Here is a 16,125-nt window from a genome sequence, read left to right as displayed (position 1 = left end):
CCTGTCGAGGGACGAGTCCACTAGGGTGACGACAGGTTATAACCAGTTCGGTCCGGCGGGAGCCGGTTTCCCCGAACCTCTCCGAAAGGCGGCAGGAATGTCGAAGGCGCAGGACATCGTGAACGGGCTCGGTGGGGCCGACAACATCGAGGAGGTGGAGGGCTGTATCACCCGCCTCCGGTGCGAGGTCAAGGACACCGGTCTCGTCGATCAGGCCGCGCTGAAGAAGCTCTCGCACGGCGTGATGATCGCGGGCTCGGCGGTGCAGGTCGTTGTCGGCCCGACCGCGGACGCGCTCGCGGAGGAAGTGCAGGACCTCCTGTGACGGACGTGTTGGCACCCGTCGCCGGGCGGCTGCTCCCGCTCTCGGCCGTGCCCGATCAGGTCTTCGCCGGGGAGATGGTGGGGTCGGGTGTCGCCATCGAGCCGTCGGTCCCCGCCGACGGTGCTGACGCCGTCGTCACCGCGCCGGTGGCCGGCACGGTGCTCAAGTTGCATCCGCACGCCGTGATCGTCCTGTCGGGCGACGGCGTGGGTGTCCTGGTGCATATCGGAATCGACACGGTGAACCTGAATGGTGAAGGCTTCACGGTGATAGCTACCGAGAAAGCTGCAGTGGAGGCCGGGGATCCGTTGATCGCGTTCTCCCCGTCGGGTATTCGCGACCGCGGGCTCAGTGCGATCTGCCCCGTCGTGATCATGGATTCCAAACCCGGGTCGATCACTGGTCTGCAGGAGCGCGACGTGGCGGCGGGGGACTTCGTCTTTGCTGTATGAACGGCGCCGGGGCTGCCGCGTGTTCATCTGGTCACAGTGATCGAATCAAGGAGTAATCCTCTCATTTCGTTGAGTACTGTGGGCGCGAATGATGTCGAGGCGGTTCCTGTGAAGCATTCGTAGGACGAATGTTTCGGCCAACTCGTGGGAACGATGGAGGGGCAGTGGAGAGCTCGACGAGAAACGTCGACGAGGGGTGTGTGTCATGGATCCGCACCTGATCGAACAGCTCATCACGATCCCGTTGTTCACCGGCATCATCGGCTACATCACCAACTGGACCGGCATCCTCATGCTGTTCGAACCCAAGCGCTTCTACGGCGTCAAGGTTCCCGGCATGGCCACGCTGTACCCGCTGCTGCCGCGCCGTGTCCAGGTGATCCCGGCGATCCAGCCCGACGGTCGCGTCGGCTGGCAGGGGATCGTCCCGTCGCGCGCGGAGAAGATGGCGAGTATCGCCGTCGACAAATCGCTCAACAAAGTGGGCAGCATCGCCGAGTTCTACGAGGTGATGGATCCGGAGCACGTTTCCGAGGTGCTCACCCGCGCGTCGCTGCCGATGATCCCGTCCATCGTCGAATCGGTGATGCAGCGGGAGAATCCGCGACTGTGGTATTCGCTGCCCGAGGACGTGAAGCTGCTGGTCTACCGTCGCGTCTCGGCGTCGCTGCCGAAGGACGTCCGGAAGATCACGTCGACCATCGGCGAGAACATCGACGACTACATCGACGCCAAACTCCTGGTGATCCGGTACCTGACGAACAACCCGTCGGTGCTCAAGGACATCTTCTACAACATGGGCCGTAAGGAACTGAAGTTCATGCAGAACTTCGGCTTCTACTTCGGTTTCCCCATGGGCTTCCTCCTGGTCGCGCTGCTGCACTTCTTCCCCTACTGGTGGCTGCTGCCGCTCGGCGGGATCGTGATCGGCTACGTGGTCAATTACATCGGGATCCTGATGATCTTCGAGCCGATCAACCCCACGTGGTGGGTGCCGTGGAAGCAGGGGCTGTTCCTCAAGCGGAAGAAGGAGATCGGCGAGGAGTACGCCAAGGTGATGGCCGACAAAGTGATCACCATCGAGAACATCTGCGACGAGCTCCTGCACGGCCCGCGCTCCGACCGGACCCGGGCCACCGTCGAGACGGTGTTGCGCGACTCGATCGACAACGCGGCCGGCTGGGCGCGCGGCTTCGTCAAGCTCTCCGTCGGCAGCGAGGCCTACGACCGGGTGCCGCAGCTCGTCGGCGCCGAGGCGCTCAAGGTCGCCGAGGCCACCGTCAGCCAGCCCGAGTTCGTGGCCGAGCAGCAGACCAAGGTGCGCCAGTTCGTCATCGAGCGGATGAGCAAACTCAGCTCGGAGGACCTCAGTGAGCTGCTCCGGTCGGCGATCAAGCAGGATGAGTGGCTGCTGTTCCTGCACGGCGCGGTGCTCGGCTCGTTCGCCGGGTTCCTCCATCTAGCGATTTTCGGGGTGTGACAGACGTGAGCGAGAAGTCCCGTTCCTCAGCGGGTGCGAGCGACCAGGGCGCCGACGAGACCCGTGATCTCGCGGTCCGCGACGGGGGAGAGGTGGCCGCGTCGGAGAAGCAGGAGTCCGGGGGACTCCTCGGCCGGCTCGGCCGGGTGTCGAACTCCGCGTTCAGCGTCACCCGCGAGCTCGGGGGCTCCGCACAGCGCCTGACTCAGCAGTTCGTGAGCGAGGCGGGGCACCTCGTGGACGTCGCGCTCACCACCGAGGTCGCGCCGCGCATCGTCGTGCACGGCGAGGTCGTCGATGAGGTCGAGGAGCGCGAACCGGAACCCGTCGCCACCCCCGACGAGTTGCGCAAGATGGGCGATCGGCTGCTCGCGCAGTCCGCCGAGCCCGCCGGCGCCCAGACGCCTCACCCGGCCTACGAGCACATCCTCGCGCAGCTGTGCCCCGACGAGGCGCGCATCCTGCGGCTCCTGTTCAACGACGGTGCGCAGCCCGCCATCGACGTGCGCACCAACCGCCCGTTCGGCGTGGGCGCCGAAACGGTGGCGGCGGGAGTCTCGATGATCCCCGAGGTCGCCGGCTGCCGGAATCCCGACCGGATCGCCTCGTATCTGGGCAACCTGCACCGGCTCGGCCTGATCTGGTTCTCCAAGGAGCAGGTCGACGTGCGGCGCTACGAGCTGCTGCAGGTGCAGCCCCAGCTCATCGACGCCATCAGTAAGGCCGGGCGTTACGCCAAGACGATCCGCCGCCGGATCGAGATCACGCCCTTCGGCCGGGACTTCTACAGCACCTGCTTCAGCCCGTCATCGGTCTTTCCCGCCGGGTGACGCTCCCTGTGCAGGAGATCGGTACGACGGAGCGCCGCAATCCCCGGACCATGGAGTTCGACGCGCTCACCGTCGAGGAGCTGTTGGTCGCGATGAACGCGGAGGATCAGGGGGTTCCGCACGCGGTGGGCCGGGTGATTCCCCGTATCGCCGAGGCGGTCGAGCTCGCGGTCGGGGCGATCCGCGCGGGTGGCCGGCTGATCTATCTGGGCGCGGGGGCGAGTGGCCGTCTCGGCATGCTCGACGCCACGGAGTGCGCGCCGACCTTCGGGCTCCAGCGCGGACGCGTGGTCGGTGTGCTCGCCGGCGGCGACGCGGCCATGTTCCGCGCCGAGGTGGACACCGAGGACCACGCGGAGCGTGGCCGCGATGACCTGGCGAGCATCGGCCTCAAGCCCGCCGACGTCGTGGTCGGCATCGCCGCCTCGGGCCGGACGCCCTACGTGATCGGCGGCCTCGATCACGCGCGCTCGGTCGGTGCCTCGACGGTGGCGCTCACTTGCACGCCCGGCGCCGAGATCTCGGCGCACGCGCAGGTGGCGATCGAGGTCGACACCGGTCCGGAGGTGCTCGCCGGTTCGACCCGATTGAAGGCGGGCACCAGCCAGAAGCTGGTCCTGAACATGATCTCCACGGCGACGATGGTGCGGCTCGGCAAGGCGTACTCGAACCTGATGGTCGACGTGACCCCGGGCAACGCCAAGCTCGAGCGACGCGTGCTGCGCATCGTGTGCGAGGCGACCGGCTGCGACGAGGAGACCGCCCGCACGGCCGTCGGCGCCGCCGACGGCCACGCCAAGACCGCGATCGTGATGCTCCTCGCGGACATCGACGCCGCGACTGCGCGAGAGCGGCTCGCCGCGTCGGACGGCTTCGTCCGCGCGGCGCTCCGGTCGACGGTGTCCTGAGGCCCGGTCGCCTCGCCTGTGCGTCGATGGCGCTACCGCGGGTAGGCGAGGCGTCGGAGCAGGATTTCGGCCGGCCCCCGGCGACCCGCACGTTCGAGCCGCACGGCGATCGCGACGGATGCGGCCCAGACGGCGATCGCCAGTACAGCCGCCGACCAGCTGGACAGGTACTGACCGAGACCCAGACCCCACGCCGCGAGCAGCGGCGAGAACACCACCGATTGCGCGAGGTAGCCGCTCATCGAGCGTTTGCCCAGCGCCTGCACCGCGCCCGAGAACGCCCCGCCGCCGGTGCGCTCGAGCCGGGTCGCGAGCAGCCCGAATACGGCCACGTACCCGAGGCCGCCGAACAGGCCGCCCAGCACGCCCAGGGGCAGTAGGGCCCAGTCCACCGTCGACCCGAAGGGCAGCGCGCCCAGGTTCTGCAGGGCGAGAAGGAGACCCGTGCCCCACCCGAACGCGAGGCCGATCACGGCACAGCGCCGGAGGAGGGGCACGTGAGCGTCGGGCGCGTCCAGGACACGGTGCCGGGCGGCGAGCATGCCGAGCAGGACCGCAACGGGGACGATCAGCTCGAGCACCACCGTCGGAATCATCGCGGAGGCCCAGATCGTGATGCGCTCGACCATCGCCTCCCCATACCCGGGAAGGGCGTTCGCGTCGGTCACCGCCGGCGCCGCGCCTTCCGTGGCGACGGAACCGGCGCCCACGAGAGTGAGTACCGCGAAGGTGGCGGACATGAGGGCCAGGATCGCGGCCCAGATCGCGATCGCCCGGTCCGATCGCCGGAGGAACAGCCGGACGAGGACCAGCCCGGTGATCGCGTAGGCGCCGAGGATGTCGCCGTACCAGAGGAGCGCGGCGTGGGCGAAGCCGAAGACCAGCATCCACCAGTGCCGGCGGCGCAGAACACGCCTGGCCTCGGAGGGCTCGGTGCCCGCAGCCACCTGGCGGCCGTACAGCTGGACGATGCCGTAGCCGAAGAGGAAGGCGAACATCGGATAGATCCGGCTGTCGACCCCGATCACGGAGAGCGTCTGAACCACCCGATCGGCGAGCGAACCGTCGGCGCTGTGTGCGCCGGTGCCCGCCGGACGCCCCCACACGAAGTACGGGACGTTCGCGATCGCGATCAGCGCGAGCATCCCTCCGCGGGCGAGATCGGGGGCGACGCTGCGTCGCCCGGTGACCGACGTCGGAGCGGCGACTGCCGGGCGTGCGTCGCCCGTCGGGGTGGAAGTCATGCGGCGACGGTAAAGGGTGTCCCAAGGGCACGGTCAAGCCCGTAGGCTCTGCCCATGGCCTGGAGTACACGCGAGTTGGCGGAAATGGCCGGGACCACGGTCAAGGCCGTCCGGCACTACCACGCACTCGGCCTGCTCGATGAGCCGGACCGGAAGTCCAACGGCTACAAGCAATACGGCGTTCCGCACCTCGTGCGGTTACTGCGGATCACGAGGATGAAGGAGCTCGGGGTTCCGCTCGCGGCCATGCGCGCCGACGCTCCGGAACAGGACTTGCCCGCCGCGGTCCGCCGCCTGGACGGCGAGCTCGCCGAGCGGATCGAGCGGCTGCAGCGCATCCGGGCGGAGCTGGCGACCGCGATCGAGCACAACGCCCCGCTCGACACTCCGGCGGCCTTCCATGCCGTCGTCGACTCGCTCTCCGAGCGCGACCGCGCTCTGGCGACCGTCTTCGGCGGGGTCTTCGACGACGCCGCGCTCGGAGATATCAGCGCGCTCATGGCGGAGCCCTCCGCCGCCGACGAGCTGTTCGACGCCCTGCCCGCCGACGCCGGCGAGGCCGAGATCGACTCCCTCGCGCTGCGGCTCGTCGCATCGGTCCGGGCGCAGCATGCGCGGTTCCCGTGGATGTCCGACTCCGATGCCACGTCGGCACGGGGACGTCGCGTCGCGGAGCGGGCTCTCGGTGCCGCGTTCCTCGAGCTCTACAACCCCGCCCAGGTGAGGGTGCTGGCCCGGGTGTCGGAGCTGCTGTCGGAATGAGACGCCAGGCCTCATGTGGTAGACAGTTGTCAATAGATTGTCTATTTCACGAGGTGATCATGGTTGACATCGCTCACACCAGCGTTGACGGCGCGCGCATCAGCGACGCACGCGCCGAATTCCACCGCACTCTGACGGACCTGTCGAGCGCGTCGGTCGCACGCAACTTCGACCCGTACTTGGACATCGCCTGGGACTCGCCCGAGCTCGCGATCGACCCGGCGGACCCGCGCTGGGTGCTCCATCCCGAACTCGACTACATCGGCCGGAGCGCCTGGTACCAGGCGCAGCCGTTGGAGAAGCGGATCGCCATGGGGATCTGGCGTCAGGCGAACCTGGTCAAAGCCGGACTGCAGTTCGAGCAGGTGCTGATCGCCGCCCTCATGCAGTACTCCTTCGTGCAGCGCAACGGGTCTCCGGAGTTCCGCTACGCCACCCACGAGGCACGTGAGGAGTGCAACCACACCCTCATGTTCCAGGAGTTCGTGAACCGTACCGGCCAGAAGGTGCCGGGGGCGCCGCGCTGGTTCCGTGCGGTGATGCCGCGGCTGACCCGCGCTGCGGTCTGGGCGCCGCCGGGCTTCTTCGTCGGCGTGCTCGCCGGCGAGGAGCCGATCGACCACATGCAGAAGCACCAGCTGCGCGCCGCCGAGACGCAGCACCCCGCCATGACTGCGATCATCGCCATCCACGTGGCGGAGGAGGCTCGTCACATCTCCTTCGCGCACCAGTTCCTCGAGTACCAGGTGCCGAAGATGAGCCGCGTGCAGCGCGGAATCCTGTCGGTCGTCGCGCCGCTGGTGATGTGGTCGCTCAACAACGTGATCATGGTGCCGCCCAAGCAGTTCTGGGAGACCTTCGACGTGCCCGACGAGGTGCGCAAGGAGATCTTCTGGCGCGATCCGGCCACCCGCCGCATGCGCGCCGAGGTCTTCGGTGACGTGCGTGCGCTCGCGGAGCGGATCGGCCTGATGAACCCGGTCTCGCGGCGCGTCTGGTCGGCCCTGGGCATCGGCGGCCGCGCCTCCCGGTTCCGGGGCGAGCCGCAGTACGAGGCGATCTGATGCCGCCGGCGGTCAGTGCGCCTCGGCGGACTCGGTGACCGTCATCTGCACCTGGTAGCGGTCGGAGCGGTACCAGGAGTAACTGTGTTCCACCCTCGTCGGGCCGGCGAAGGCCACCCGGTCGAAGGCGAGCAACGGCGTGCCCGAGGGCACGCCGAGGACCCGCCCCAGCTCGCCGTCGGAGGCGATGGCTCCGATCGACTGTTCGGCCCGGTCGATGGACTGCCCGTACTCGGAGCGCAGCAGGGTGTAGATCGACTGGGTCAGGTCGTGGGTATCCAAGCCCGGGGCGATGGCTTGCGGGTACCAGGCGTCGTCAACGGAGATCGGCACGCCGTCGGCCAGGCGCAGCCGCTTGACGCGGTAGGCCTTGTCGGCCGCGCGGATCTGCAGCGCCGAGGTGGTCGACGGGGGCGGCACCCGCAACTCGGTCTGCAGGACCAGGGTGGACGGGGTGCGGCCCAGGCGACGCATGTCCTCGTGGAAGGACGCGAGGTGCAGCCGCGACCGGGCCGGACGGTCCGCCACGAACGTGCCCTTGCCACGGATCCGCACCAGCGTGCCTTCGGCGACGAGCTGGCGCAGCGCCTCGCGGACGGTGATCCGGGAGACGCCGTACTCCTCGCACAGTTGGCGCTCGCTGGGCAGCGCCGCACCGGGTTCGAGGTCGTCGATGCAGCGCTGCTCGAGGAGCGCCCGCAGCTGCTCGTGTTTCGGAATCGGGCCGTCCGCGATCATGGGGTCATCCTGTCACACCAGGTCATGACCAGTCTGCGATTACGAAGGTTGTACAACGAACCGCGTGTCAGCGGACTCCCGCCACCCGGAACTGCACGCTGATCCGCGGCCCGGCGTGCGGCACCTTGGGCACCGCGTGCTCCCACGTGCGTTGCGCGGAGCCGCCCATCGCCAGCAGGTCGCCGTGGCCGATCGACAGTCGCGTGCTGGCACCGCCGCCGCGCGGTCGCATCAGGAACGGGCGGGTGGCGCCCAGGGAGACGATGGCCACGATCGTGTCGTGCGTCGATCCGCGGCCGATGGTGTCGCCGTGCCAGGCCACCGAATCCGTGCCGTCGCGGTACAGGCACAGCCCGACCGACGTGAAGGGCTCGCGCAGATCGTCCCAGTACAGCTCGGTGAGACGGTCCCGGGCGCGCGCGAGCTCGGGGTGCGGGAGGGCGGCGCCCGTGTCGTAATAGCGCAGCAGCCTGGGAACCGGGAGCGTGCGGTCGTACATCGTGCGGCGCTCCTCGACCCACGGCACGTCCCGGCTCAGCGCCTCGAACAACTCGTCCGCCCCGGACTGCCACGCTGCGCGCACGTCGAGCCACGCACCGTCGGACAGATCCCGGCGGTGCGGCGCGAGGGGGACGGCCCCGTCGAACAGTGAATCCTGCATCGCGGGCGACGATACGAGGTCCGACTGACAAGTTCCGCGCGTCCTCCGTAGGGTTGAGGCGTGCGATTCGGACTCTTCCTCCCGCAAGGCTGGCGCTTCGACCTCGTCGGCATCGACCCCGCGGACCACTGGTCCGTCATGAACGGCCTCGCGCAGCGGGCCGACGCCGGCCCCTGGGACTCGGTGTGGGTGTACGACCACTTCCACACGACCCCGGTGCCCAGCCGCGAGGCCACGCACGAGGCGTGGACGCTGATGTCGGCCCTCGCGGCGACCACGAGCCGCGTGAAGCTCGGTCAGATGTGCACCGCCATGAGCTATCGCAACCCCGCCTACCTGGCGAAGGTGGCGGCCACCGTCGACCTGATCTCCGGCGGCCGCACGCAGATGGGCATCGGCGGCGGCTGGTACGAGCACGAGTGGCGGGCGTACGGCTACGGATTCCCGTCGGCGGGGGAGCGACTCGGCCGACTCGATGAGGGCGTGCAGATCATGCGGCAGGCCTGGACCGAGGGGTCCGCCACGCTCGACGGCACGTACTACCAGGTCGACGGTGCCATCTGCGAGCCCCGGCCGTTGCAGGACGGCGGCATCCCGCTGTGGGTCGCGGGCGGCGGAGAGAAGAAGACGCTGCGCATCGCCGCGCAGTACGCCGACTACACCAACTTCGACGGCACCTTCGAGGGCTTCGCCCACAAGTCCGAGGTCCTGCGCAAGCACTGTGCGGACGTGGGCCGCGACTTCGACGCCATCACCCGGTCCTCGAATTACAACATCGCGATCGGCGAGGCGGCCCGCGACGTGCAGACCCGGCTCGACGAGACCCGCAACCGGCTGCTCGAGCACGCGCCGGAGGAGGCCGTCGACGCCACCATGGGCAGCTTCCTCGGCATGCCCGGCGTCGGCACCCCGGGCGACATCATCGCGAACCTCAAGCGGCTCGAGGAGGAGGGCATGACCTACGCGATCTGCTACTTCCCCGAGATCGCTTACGACACCTCGGGGCTCGAGCTGTTCGAGCGCGAGGTGATCCCGGCGTTGCGCTGACCGCCGTCGCGCAGCCGAGCGAGCCGCTGCGCGCCCTCGGTGAGCACCTCGTCGCGCTTGGCGAAGGCGAAGCGCAGCAGGTGTCCCCACCGCGCCTGATCGTCGGCGAGCGCGCTGACCGGGACCGCGGCCACGCCGATCCGCGCCGGCATCTCGCGGCACAGGGCGCCCGCGTCGTCGTAGCCGAGCCCACGGGCGTCGGCCACGACGAAGTAGGTGCCCTCGGACGGGTGCACGGTGAAGCCGGTCTCGCGCAGCGCGGTGGTCAGCAGGTCGCGCTTGGCCTGCAGCTCGGGCGCGAGCTTCTCGAGCCACGAGGTCTCGTTCTCGAGGGCGTGCGCGACCGCCTGCTGCAGCGGCGTCGCGCCCGTGAACGTGAGCCACTGCTTCGCGGCGCGGCAGGCGTCGGCGAGTTCGCGCGGCGCGGTGATCCAGCCGACCTTCCAGCCCGTGACGTTGAAGGCCTTGGCAGCGCCCGAGATCCGGACCGTGCGCTCCCGCATGCCCTCGAAGGCGGCGAGCGGACGATGCACGCGGCCGTCGAAGAGCAGGTACTCGTAGACCTCGTCGGTGAAGCACAGCAGGTCGCGCTCGACGCACAGGTCCGCGATCGACTGCAGGTCCGCGTCGGAGAGCGCCGTGCCGGTGGGGTTGTGCGGCGAGTTCACGATGATCGCGGCGGTCCTGTCGGTGACGGCGGCGCGGAGCATCACGGGGTCGAGTACGTACCGGCCATCGGCCTCGACCAGCGGCACCACGACGCGCTGCGCGCCCGCGAGCGCGACCGTCGCGGCGTAGGAGTCGTAGAAGGGCTCGATGAGGATGACCTCCTGCCCGGGTTCGACGAGGCCCAGCACCGCCGCCGCGATCCCCTCGGAGGCGCCGACGGTGACCAGTACCTCGCCGTCCGGGTCGTAGCGCAGGCTGTACTCGCGCTCGACCTGCGCGGACACGGCGCGCCGCAGCTCGGGCAGGCCGTCGCCCGGCGGGTACTGGTTCATCCCGTCGTCGATCGCGCGCTTCGCGGCCTCCAGCATCCCGGCCGGCCCGTCGGTGTCGGGGAAGCCCTGGCCGAGGTTGACGGCGCCGGTCGCCGTGGCGAGGGACGAGATCTCCGCGAAGATCGTCGACGTGAAGGGCTGCAGGCGACGGACGGTGCGCATGCCCGCAGCCTAGTGGCCCGCGGCGCTACCGTGGGGGCATGACCTCCGCTGTCGTCGTCGGATCCGGCCCCAACGGGCTCACCGCTGCCGCGTGCCTGGCCCGCGCCGGCCTGGAGGTGACGGTGCTGGAGGCCTCGGCGACCATCGGTGGCGCCTGCCGGTCGGACACGCTCGGTGGCACCGTCGTCGACCGGTTCTCGACGGGGCATCCCCTCGCCTACGCCTCTCCGGCGCTGCGCGACGTGGGCGTGGACATCCCGTGGGGTACGGCCGAGATCGATGTTTCGCACCCGCTCTCGCCCGACCCGCACGACGCCGTGGGCACCCTCGGCGACGTCCCGGACTGCGGGCCCCACGTGATGCCGGCCTTCTTCGGGCCGCTGACCGACATGCCGCGGCATCCCGCGGCCGCCCTGCGCTGGGGCCCGCGTTTCCTGCTGCCGGCCTCGGTCACGGCTGCCGCGCTGGGCCGGGTCGGCGGCGCCGTCTTCGCCGGGGTCGCGGCGCATTCGATCACCCCGCAGCACCTCCCGATGACCAGCTCGATCGGCTACCTGCTCTCCGGGGTGCGGCCCTGGCCGGTGCCCATCGGTGGCTCGCAGCGGATCTCGGACGCGCTCGCCGGAGAAGTCACCGCGCACGGCGGGAGCGTCCGGGCGGGGGAGCGGGTGACCGCGCTGCCCGACGCCGACCTCGTCATGCTCGACACGGGGCTGCCCGCCGCGTGCGAGCTGCTCGGTGAGCGCGCGCCCCGATGGCTGCGGCGTCGCGTGCGGCAGTGGAGGTTCGGTCCCGCGGCGTTCAAGGTCGATCTGGTACTGGACGGCGGAATCCCCTGGGTGCATGAGGAACTCCGACGGTCCGCCTTCGTCCACCTGGGCGGCACTGCGCGCGAGATCGCTCAGAAGGAGCTGATGGTCAACCGTCGCCGAATGCCCGAACGGCCCGTGATCATCCTCTCGCAGCAGTACCTCGCCGATCCGTCCCGCTGTCACGGCGATCTCGTGCCCGTGTCGATGTACGCACACTGCCCCAACGGATTCCCCGGCGACCTCACCGAGTCGATCGTCGCCGAGGTCGAGCGGCACGCACCGGGCGTGCGCGAGCGGATCGTGGAGACGCGGTCGGTGGGCCCGGCCGGCCTGCAGGAGGCCGACGCGAATCTCGTCGGCGGTGACATCGCCGCCGGGGCCGCGCTCCCCGCGCAGCTCGTGCGCAGGCCCACCCTCGTGAACCCCTACCGGCTCACCGACCGGGTCTTCCTGTGCTCCTCCGCCGCCGGAGCGCCCGGCGTGCACGGCATGGTGGGATGGCACGCCGCGAGATCCGCGCTGCGGGCGTTGTAGATCAGCGAGCTTTCGACGGCGTCGGAGCCGCGGTACCGGTGCCGTAGGGGTCGTCGCCCGCGCCGTGGTTCGGATTGGTGCAGATGGTGCCCTGGTCCGGGCCGCCGGTGCACGGGACGTCGTACTCGCTGCCCGGGCCGGTGGGCTTGGTCGGGCGCGGCTTCACAGTGGGGACGGGGTTCGTCGGCCGGACGGTGACCGTGCCCGGACTTGTGGTGTGCGGCGGTGGAACCGGTTGCGTCGCCTGTGATCCGGTGACCGTGACCGTCGACGGTGCCGGGCTTTGGGTGGGCTTGTCGGTGTCGGAACAGCCCATGGTCAGAACGAGGATCGCGGCACCCGTGGCTGCGGCGGCGATCGATGTGGTGCGTGTTCTCATGCGTCTTCTCCGTTCTGGGGGGGCCCGATCGGGTGGACGCTCCTCACCCTAGGGCATAGGGCGATCGTTCAGTAGCGCCACCGGATGGCGGTAGAAATACTCGCTGGACCGGTCGCCGGTCCTCCCGCAGGATCGTGGTGAGAGTTCGCGATCGACGGAAAAGGCGGGTGACCATGCGATTCGACGACCACCTCCGGGTGCTTGCGGCACGACTGCGCGAGTTCCGTCGGAACCACATCGAGATGTACGAGCGGCACCAGATCCTGCTCGAGCCGTGGACGCACGAGATCCTCCACTGGGGTGCCGACGGGACCCTGCACGGCAGCATCGTCGCCGGGCGGGCGCGCCCGCCGGTGAGTCGTGGCGGTTGGTGCCCCTGTCGGTCGATCGACGCGGTCGCCGGCGACGCCGATGACCTCACCGATATTGGTGGCCGCTGCGCCTGAGGCTTGTGGTTTGTAGTTAGTAACTACTAATCTAACGGGGTGGCCACCCGGATGAGCGGAATCGAGCGCAGGGCGCAGGTGCTTCAGATCGCGGCGCGCGAGTTCGGCGAGCACGGACTGCACGGCGCCTCGGTCGAGGAGGTCGCCCGCGAGGCCGGGATCACGCAGGCCTACGTCTTCCGGATGTTCGGCACGAAGAAGGCGCTGTTCCTCGAGCTCGTCACCGGTGCCTTCGACCGGCTCGTCGAGGCCATGGCCCAGGCGGGCGACGGCACGGTCGGGATCGAGGCGCTCGCACGGATGGGGGCCGAGTACTACGAGAACCTCGCCGACGACACCGGGCTCCGCCTCCAGCTTCAGGGCTTCGCCGCGTGCGGCGACCCCGAGGTTCGCGATGTCGTCCGCGGCTGCTTCGCGCGCCTGTGGGACACCACCGCGGACGGCACAGGGCTCGATCCCGTCACCGTCAAGACCTTCCTCGCCTTCGGCATGCTGCTCAACGCGGGCGCCGCGCTCGGCGTCGCCGAGGTCGACGCGCCGTGGGCCGACGGGGTCCGCACGCTCGTCCGTCCCGGGCTGTTCGAGCACATCACGACCGCGACGAACGGACCGGCCACGGACGGTCCGGAGACGCCGTGAGCCGGCTGTCCGGCGCGTTGGTCACGGTCGCCCTCTGCGCGGCGGTGGTCGGGAGCGTCGGCGCGCCGCTCATCACCGCGGTGGCGCGGACCGCCCACGTCTCGCTCGGTGCAGCGCAGTGGACCCTGACGATCACCCTGTTCACCGGTGCGATCGCCGGGCCGGTGCTCGGCCGCCTCGGCGCCGGGCCGTTGCGCCGCAGGACCATCCTCGCCACCCTCGGCCTGGTCGCCACGGGCGGCGTGCTGACGGTGCTGCCCGTGTCGTTCGGCGTGCTGCTCGTCGGGCGCGCGCTGCAGGGCGTCGGCGTAGCACTCGTTCCGTTGCTGGTCAGCGTGGCGCGCAGCGCGTTGCCGCCGGAGCGGGCGACGAGCACCATCGCGTCGTTGTCCGTCGCGTCGACAGTCGGGATCGGTGTGGGCTATCCGCTGATCGGCCTCGTCGAGCAGGTGTTCGGCCTTCGCGCCGCCTACGGGACCGGGCTCGGGATCACCCTCGTGGCCCTCGCGATCGCGTGGCGGACGGTTCCCGTCGACGAGCCCGGGCCGCGCCTACGGATCGACGTGCCCGGAGCGTTTCTACTCGGAGCCGGCACGCTCGGCGCCCTGTTCCTGGTCGCGGAGCCCGCTCTGTGGGGCGCACCGGCCGCGGCCCTCGGCGTGCTCGCCGGCACCGTGGTACTGCTCGGGGCGTGGGTGGCGGTCGAGCTGCGCGTGGCCTCGCCGTTGGTGGATCTGCGGCTCGTAGCGCGCCCGACGGTGTCCGCGGCGAACCTCGCGATGCTCGTCGCCGGGGTCGGGATGTACCTGCTGTTCAGCGATCTCACGAGGTACGTCCAGGTGCCAGCGGGTGCCGGGTACGGTTTCGCGTTGCCCGCCGTCGCGGCCGGCGCAGCCCTCATCCCGTTCTCGGTGTTGGGCTTCGTCGCGGGTAGGGGAGCGCCGCGCGTCGCGTCGGGGCTCGGCCCGCGCGGGGCGTTCGGGGTGTCGGCGGGCATGGTCGTCGTGGCCGCGGGGGTGTTCGCGGTCGGCCGGGACAGCCTCGTCGCCGTGCTGGTGGCACTGGCCGTGCTGGGGCTGGGCGTCGGCGGCGCCTCCGCCGTGATGCCGCGCCTGGTGCTCGACGGTACGCCGCAGTCCGAGACCGCGAGCGTCATGGCGGTCAACCAGATCGCCCGGGCTGTGGGCTTCTCCATCGGCAGCGCGCTCGCCGGATTCCTCCTCGCGCGCGCCACGCCCGACGGTGCGCTCCTTCCCGCGCAGGGCGGGTACGTCGCTGTTGCGCTGTGGTCGACGGTGCCCGCCGTGCTGAGCGTGGTGATGCTGATGGGTGCACGACGATAGTCCGGCTGGCAGCGGTATTCGATCAAGTATTGCGATCTCGAAAACTTGTCAGTGGGGCGGCGTAGCGTTCAGGTATGGAAGAAAACGTTGCAGTGGAGGAGGACCCGCCTTCTGACGTGCGGGTGGCGGAGCGGTTGCGTTCGAGTCATGTGCGACGGTGTCGGCTCACTCTCGAACAGTACGAGCTGGCGGCGGATCTGCTGCGGGAGCGGGTGTGTGAGCGTGTCGCCGCGGGGTTGCCGCAGGATCGGTGGCAGCAGGGCGTCGCGGCGGAGGTCGGGCTGGCACTGCATCTGTCGCCGAACACGGCGGCCCGGTTCGTGGCGCGGGCGGTGGAGTTGGAACGCCACATGCCGCACACCCGCGCCCGGCTCTATGCGGGTGACATCTCGCCGGAGGCGATTCCCACTCTGGTCGCCGGGTTGTCGCATTTGGATCCCGGGCAGCGTCGGACAGCGGATGAGCAACTCTGCTCGGATCCTGCCGTGTTGGCGGGGTTGGGGCTCAAGCAGGTCGCGGGGCGGGTGGAGCAGGTCGCGTACCGGCTGGATGCGCAGGCGACGGTTGATCGGAACGCGAAGGCGGAGAAGGACCGCACGGTGACTCTACGGCCGTTGCCGGAGGGCATGGCCCGGGTGTCACTGCTGTTGCCGATGGCCCAGGCTGTGGGCGCGTACGCGGCGTTACGTGCTCATGCCGACGCGGTGGCGGGGCACGATCAGGAGATGCGTAGCCGCGGGCAGCTGATGGCCGACACCGCGTTCGCCCGCCTGACCGGCCGGGAGGCTGCCGCGGGGCAGCCGGTCACCGTGAACCTCACGATCTCGGCGACCGTGTTGCTGGGGGATCGGCCCGGGACGGGGCATCTCGACGGTGGTGGGACGATGCCGGCGGAGATCGCTCGCAACATGATCGGCAAGGCCACTGCCGCGGGCGTCGCGTGGGTCAAACGCCTCTTCATCGCCCCAGAAACCGGGGCAGTGGTGGCGATGGACTCACGGCAGCGGTGCTTCCCCGATGGGCTCGCGGAGATGATCCGGGCCCGGGATCGGTACTGCCGCACCCCGTACTGTGATGCGCCGATCGCGCACACCGACCACGTCGTCCCCCACGCCACTGGAGGTCCCACCGAGTTCGACAACGGGCAAGGTCTGTGCGCAGCATGCAATTACGCCAAGGAAGCCGTCGGCTGGCACAGCACCGTCACCCCCGACCCGAGCGGGAGGCACACCGTCGAAACGCGAACTCCCACCGGGCATGTGCATCGGTCCACGGCTCCGCCGCAGGCGGCGTGAGGT

18 protein-coding genes are annotated in these 16,125 nt (G+C 69.9%); 13 read left to right on the top strand and 5 right to left on the bottom strand.

Going from position 1 to position 16,125, the window contains the following annotated elements:
- The first annotated feature begins 97 nt into the window (after positions 1–97).
- The 5 genes from FK268_RS16500 (at position 98) to murQ (ending at position 3,995) form a co-directional block, all read left to right on the top strand.
- A complete protein-coding gene (locus tag FK268_RS16500) occupies positions 98–325 on the top strand; it encodes a PTS sugar transporter subunit IIB (protein ID WP_146436041.1) in 228 nt (75 codons plus the stop codon).
- Positions 322–777, top strand: coding sequence for a PTS sugar transporter subunit IIA (locus FK268_RS16495; protein WP_146436039.1), 456 nt, complete (start codon positions 322–324; stop codon positions 775–777). Before FK268_RS16500 ends, FK268_RS16495 begins: the two co-directional genes overlap by 4 nt.
- A gap of 205 nt (positions 778–982) precedes the next feature.
- Positions 983–2,257 (top strand): DUF445 domain-containing protein, encoded by a 1,275-nt coding sequence (locus tag FK268_RS16490; protein ID WP_146436037.1) that lies wholly within the window; start codon positions 983–985, stop codon positions 2,255–2,257.
- Between the two features lie 5 nt (positions 2,258–2,262).
- Positions 2,263–3,087 (top strand): Abi-alpha family protein, encoded by an 825-nt coding sequence (locus FK268_RS25055; protein WP_231707116.1) that lies wholly within the window; start codon positions 2,263–2,265, stop codon positions 3,085–3,087.
- The gene (gene murQ / locus FK268_RS16480; RefSeq protein ID WP_146436036.1) at positions 3,084–3,995 is read left to right on the top strand and encodes an N-acetylmuramic acid 6-phosphate etherase; all 912 of its coding nucleotides are present in this window, start codon (positions 3,084–3,086) and stop codon (positions 3,993–3,995) included. Before FK268_RS25055 ends, murQ begins: the two co-directional genes overlap by 4 nt.
- 32 nt (positions 3,996–4,027) lie before the next feature.
- Here the strand turns inward: murQ and FK268_RS16475 are convergent, their stop codons facing one another.
- A complete protein-coding gene (locus FK268_RS16475; RefSeq protein ID WP_146436034.1) occupies positions 4,028–5,239 on the bottom strand; it encodes a DUF418 domain-containing protein in 1,212 nt (403 codons plus the stop codon).
- A 54-nt stretch (positions 5,240–5,293) separates the two neighbouring features.
- Here FK268_RS16475 and FK268_RS16470 point away from each other — a divergent pair, with 54 nt between their 5' ends.
- Positions 5,294–6,001 (top strand): MerR family transcriptional regulator, encoded by a 708-nt coding sequence (locus FK268_RS16470; RefSeq protein WP_146436033.1) that lies wholly within the window; start codon positions 5,294–5,296, stop codon positions 5,999–6,001.
- 59 nt (positions 6,002–6,060) lie between these two features.
- Positions 6,061–7,065 (top strand): AurF N-oxygenase family protein, encoded by a 1,005-nt coding sequence (locus tag FK268_RS16465; protein ID WP_146436031.1) that lies wholly within the window; start codon positions 6,061–6,063, stop codon positions 7,063–7,065.
- Positions 7,066–7,077: 12 nt separating this feature from the next.
- Here FK268_RS16465 and FK268_RS16460 read toward each other — a convergent pair whose 3' ends face one another.
- Both FK268_RS16460 and FK268_RS16455 read right to left on the bottom strand, forming a co-directional pair.
- On the bottom strand, positions 7,078–7,803 hold the full coding sequence (locus FK268_RS16460; protein WP_146436029.1) for a GntR family transcriptional regulator: 726 nt from the start codon (positions 7,801–7,803) through the stop codon (positions 7,078–7,080).
- A 67-nt stretch (positions 7,804–7,870) separates the two neighbouring features.
- A complete protein-coding gene (locus FK268_RS16455; protein WP_146436027.1) occupies positions 7,871–8,464 on the bottom strand; it encodes an alpha-ketoglutarate-dependent dioxygenase AlkB in 594 nt (197 codons plus the stop codon).
- Between the two features lie 60 nt (positions 8,465–8,524).
- Here FK268_RS16455 and FK268_RS16450 point away from each other — a divergent pair, with 60 nt between their 5' ends.
- On the top strand, positions 8,525–9,511 hold the full coding sequence (locus FK268_RS16450) for an LLM class F420-dependent oxidoreductase (RefSeq protein ID WP_146436025.1): 987 nt from the start codon (positions 8,525–8,527) through the stop codon (positions 9,509–9,511).
- Here FK268_RS16450 and FK268_RS16445 read toward each other — a convergent pair.
- Positions 9,454–10,674, bottom strand: a complete 1,221-nt coding sequence (locus FK268_RS16445; protein ID WP_146436023.1) for a pyridoxal phosphate-dependent aminotransferase — start codon at positions 10,672–10,674, stop codon at positions 9,454–9,456. The genes FK268_RS16450 and FK268_RS16445 overlap by 58 nt on opposite strands.
- Positions 10,675–10,712: 38 nt before the next feature.
- Between FK268_RS16445 and FK268_RS16440 the strand changes: the two genes are divergently transcribed.
- Complete coding sequence (locus FK268_RS16440; RefSeq protein ID WP_146436021.1) at positions 10,713–12,020, top strand: phytoene desaturase family protein; 1,308 nt, start codon at positions 10,713–10,715, stop codon at positions 12,018–12,020.
- 1 nt (position 12,021) lies between these two features.
- Here the strand turns inward: FK268_RS16440 and FK268_RS16435 are convergent, their stop codons facing one another.
- Positions 12,022–12,399, bottom strand: coding sequence for a hypothetical protein (locus tag FK268_RS16435; protein WP_146436019.1), 378 nt, complete (start codon positions 12,397–12,399; stop codon positions 12,022–12,024).
- Positions 12,400–12,572: 173 nt separating this feature from the next.
- On the opposite strand from FK268_RS16435, the gene FK268_RS16430 reads away from it, so the two are divergent.
- The 4 genes from FK268_RS16430 (at position 12,573) to FK268_RS16415 (ending at position 16,122) form a co-directional block, all read left to right on the top strand.
- Complete coding sequence (locus tag FK268_RS16430; protein WP_146436017.1) at positions 12,573–12,845, top strand: hypothetical protein; 273 nt, start codon at positions 12,573–12,575, stop codon at positions 12,843–12,845.
- A 39-nt stretch (positions 12,846–12,884) separates the two neighbouring features.
- The gene (locus tag FK268_RS16425; RefSeq protein WP_231707115.1) at positions 12,885–13,484 is read left to right on the top strand and encodes a TetR/AcrR family transcriptional regulator; all 600 of its coding nucleotides are present in this window, start codon (positions 12,885–12,887) and stop codon (positions 13,482–13,484) included.
- The gene (locus FK268_RS16420; protein WP_146436015.1) at positions 13,481–14,827 is read left to right on the top strand and encodes an MFS transporter; all 1,347 of its coding nucleotides are present in this window, start codon (positions 13,481–13,483) and stop codon (positions 14,825–14,827) included. Before FK268_RS16425 ends, FK268_RS16420 begins: the two co-directional genes overlap by 4 nt.
- 74 nt (positions 14,828–14,901) lie before the next feature.
- The gene (locus tag FK268_RS16415) at positions 14,902–16,122 is read left to right on the top strand and encodes an HNH endonuclease (protein ID WP_146436013.1); all 1,221 of its coding nucleotides are present in this window, start codon (positions 14,902–14,904) and stop codon (positions 16,120–16,122) included.
- Positions 16,123–16,125: the final 3 nt, after the last annotated feature.

Source organism: Tsukamurella sputi, from assembly GCF_007858445.1.
GTDB lineage: Bacteria > Actinomycetota > Actinomycetes > Mycobacteriales > Mycobacteriaceae > Tsukamurella > Tsukamurella sputi.
The sequence above is the reverse complement of the archived record's forward strand: the minus strand, read 5'-3'. Positions and strand labels throughout refer to the sequence as shown.

Coding starts and splice junctions, on each gene's coding strand:
- FK268_RS16445 (WP_146436023.1), bottom strand. CDS start 10,674: ATGCGCACCGTCCGTCGCCTGCAGCCCTTCACGTCGACGATCTTCGCG.
- FK268_RS16430 (WP_146436017.1), top strand. CDS start 12,573: ATGCGATTCGACGACCACCTCCGGGTGCTTGCGGCACGACTGCGCGAG.
- FK268_RS16415 (WP_146436013.1), top strand. CDS start 14,902: ATGGAAGAAAACGTTGCAGTGGAGGAGGACCCGCCTTCTGACGTGCGG.
- FK268_RS16470 (WP_146436033.1), top strand. CDS start 5,294: ATGGCCTGGAGTACACGCGAGTTGGCGGAAATGGCCGGGACCACGGTC.
- FK268_RS16440 (WP_146436021.1), top strand. CDS start 10,713: ATGACCTCCGCTGTCGTCGTCGGATCCGGCCCCAACGGGCTCACCGCT.
- FK268_RS16490 (WP_146436037.1), top strand. CDS start 983: ATGGATCCGCACCTGATCGAACAGCTCATCACGATCCCGTTGTTCACC.
- FK268_RS16460 (WP_146436029.1), bottom strand. CDS start 7,803: ATGATCGCGGACGGCCCGATTCCGAAACACGAGCAGCTGCGGGCGCTC.
- FK268_RS16465 (WP_146436031.1), top strand. CDS start 6,061: ATGGTTGACATCGCTCACACCAGCGTTGACGGCGCGCGCATCAGCGAC.
- FK268_RS16435 (WP_146436019.1), bottom strand. CDS start 12,399: ATGAGAACACGCACCACATCGATCGCCGCCGCAGCCACGGGTGCCGCG.
- FK268_RS16500 (WP_146436041.1), top strand. CDS start 98: ATGTCGAAGGCGCAGGACATCGTGAACGGGCTCGGTGGGGCCGACAAC.
- FK268_RS16455 (WP_146436027.1), bottom strand. CDS start 8,464: ATGCAGGATTCACTGTTCGACGGGGCCGTCCCCCTCGCGCCGCACCGC.
- FK268_RS16475 (WP_146436034.1), bottom strand. CDS start 5,239: ATGACTTCCACCCCGACGGGCGACGCACGCCCGGCAGTCGCCGCTCCG.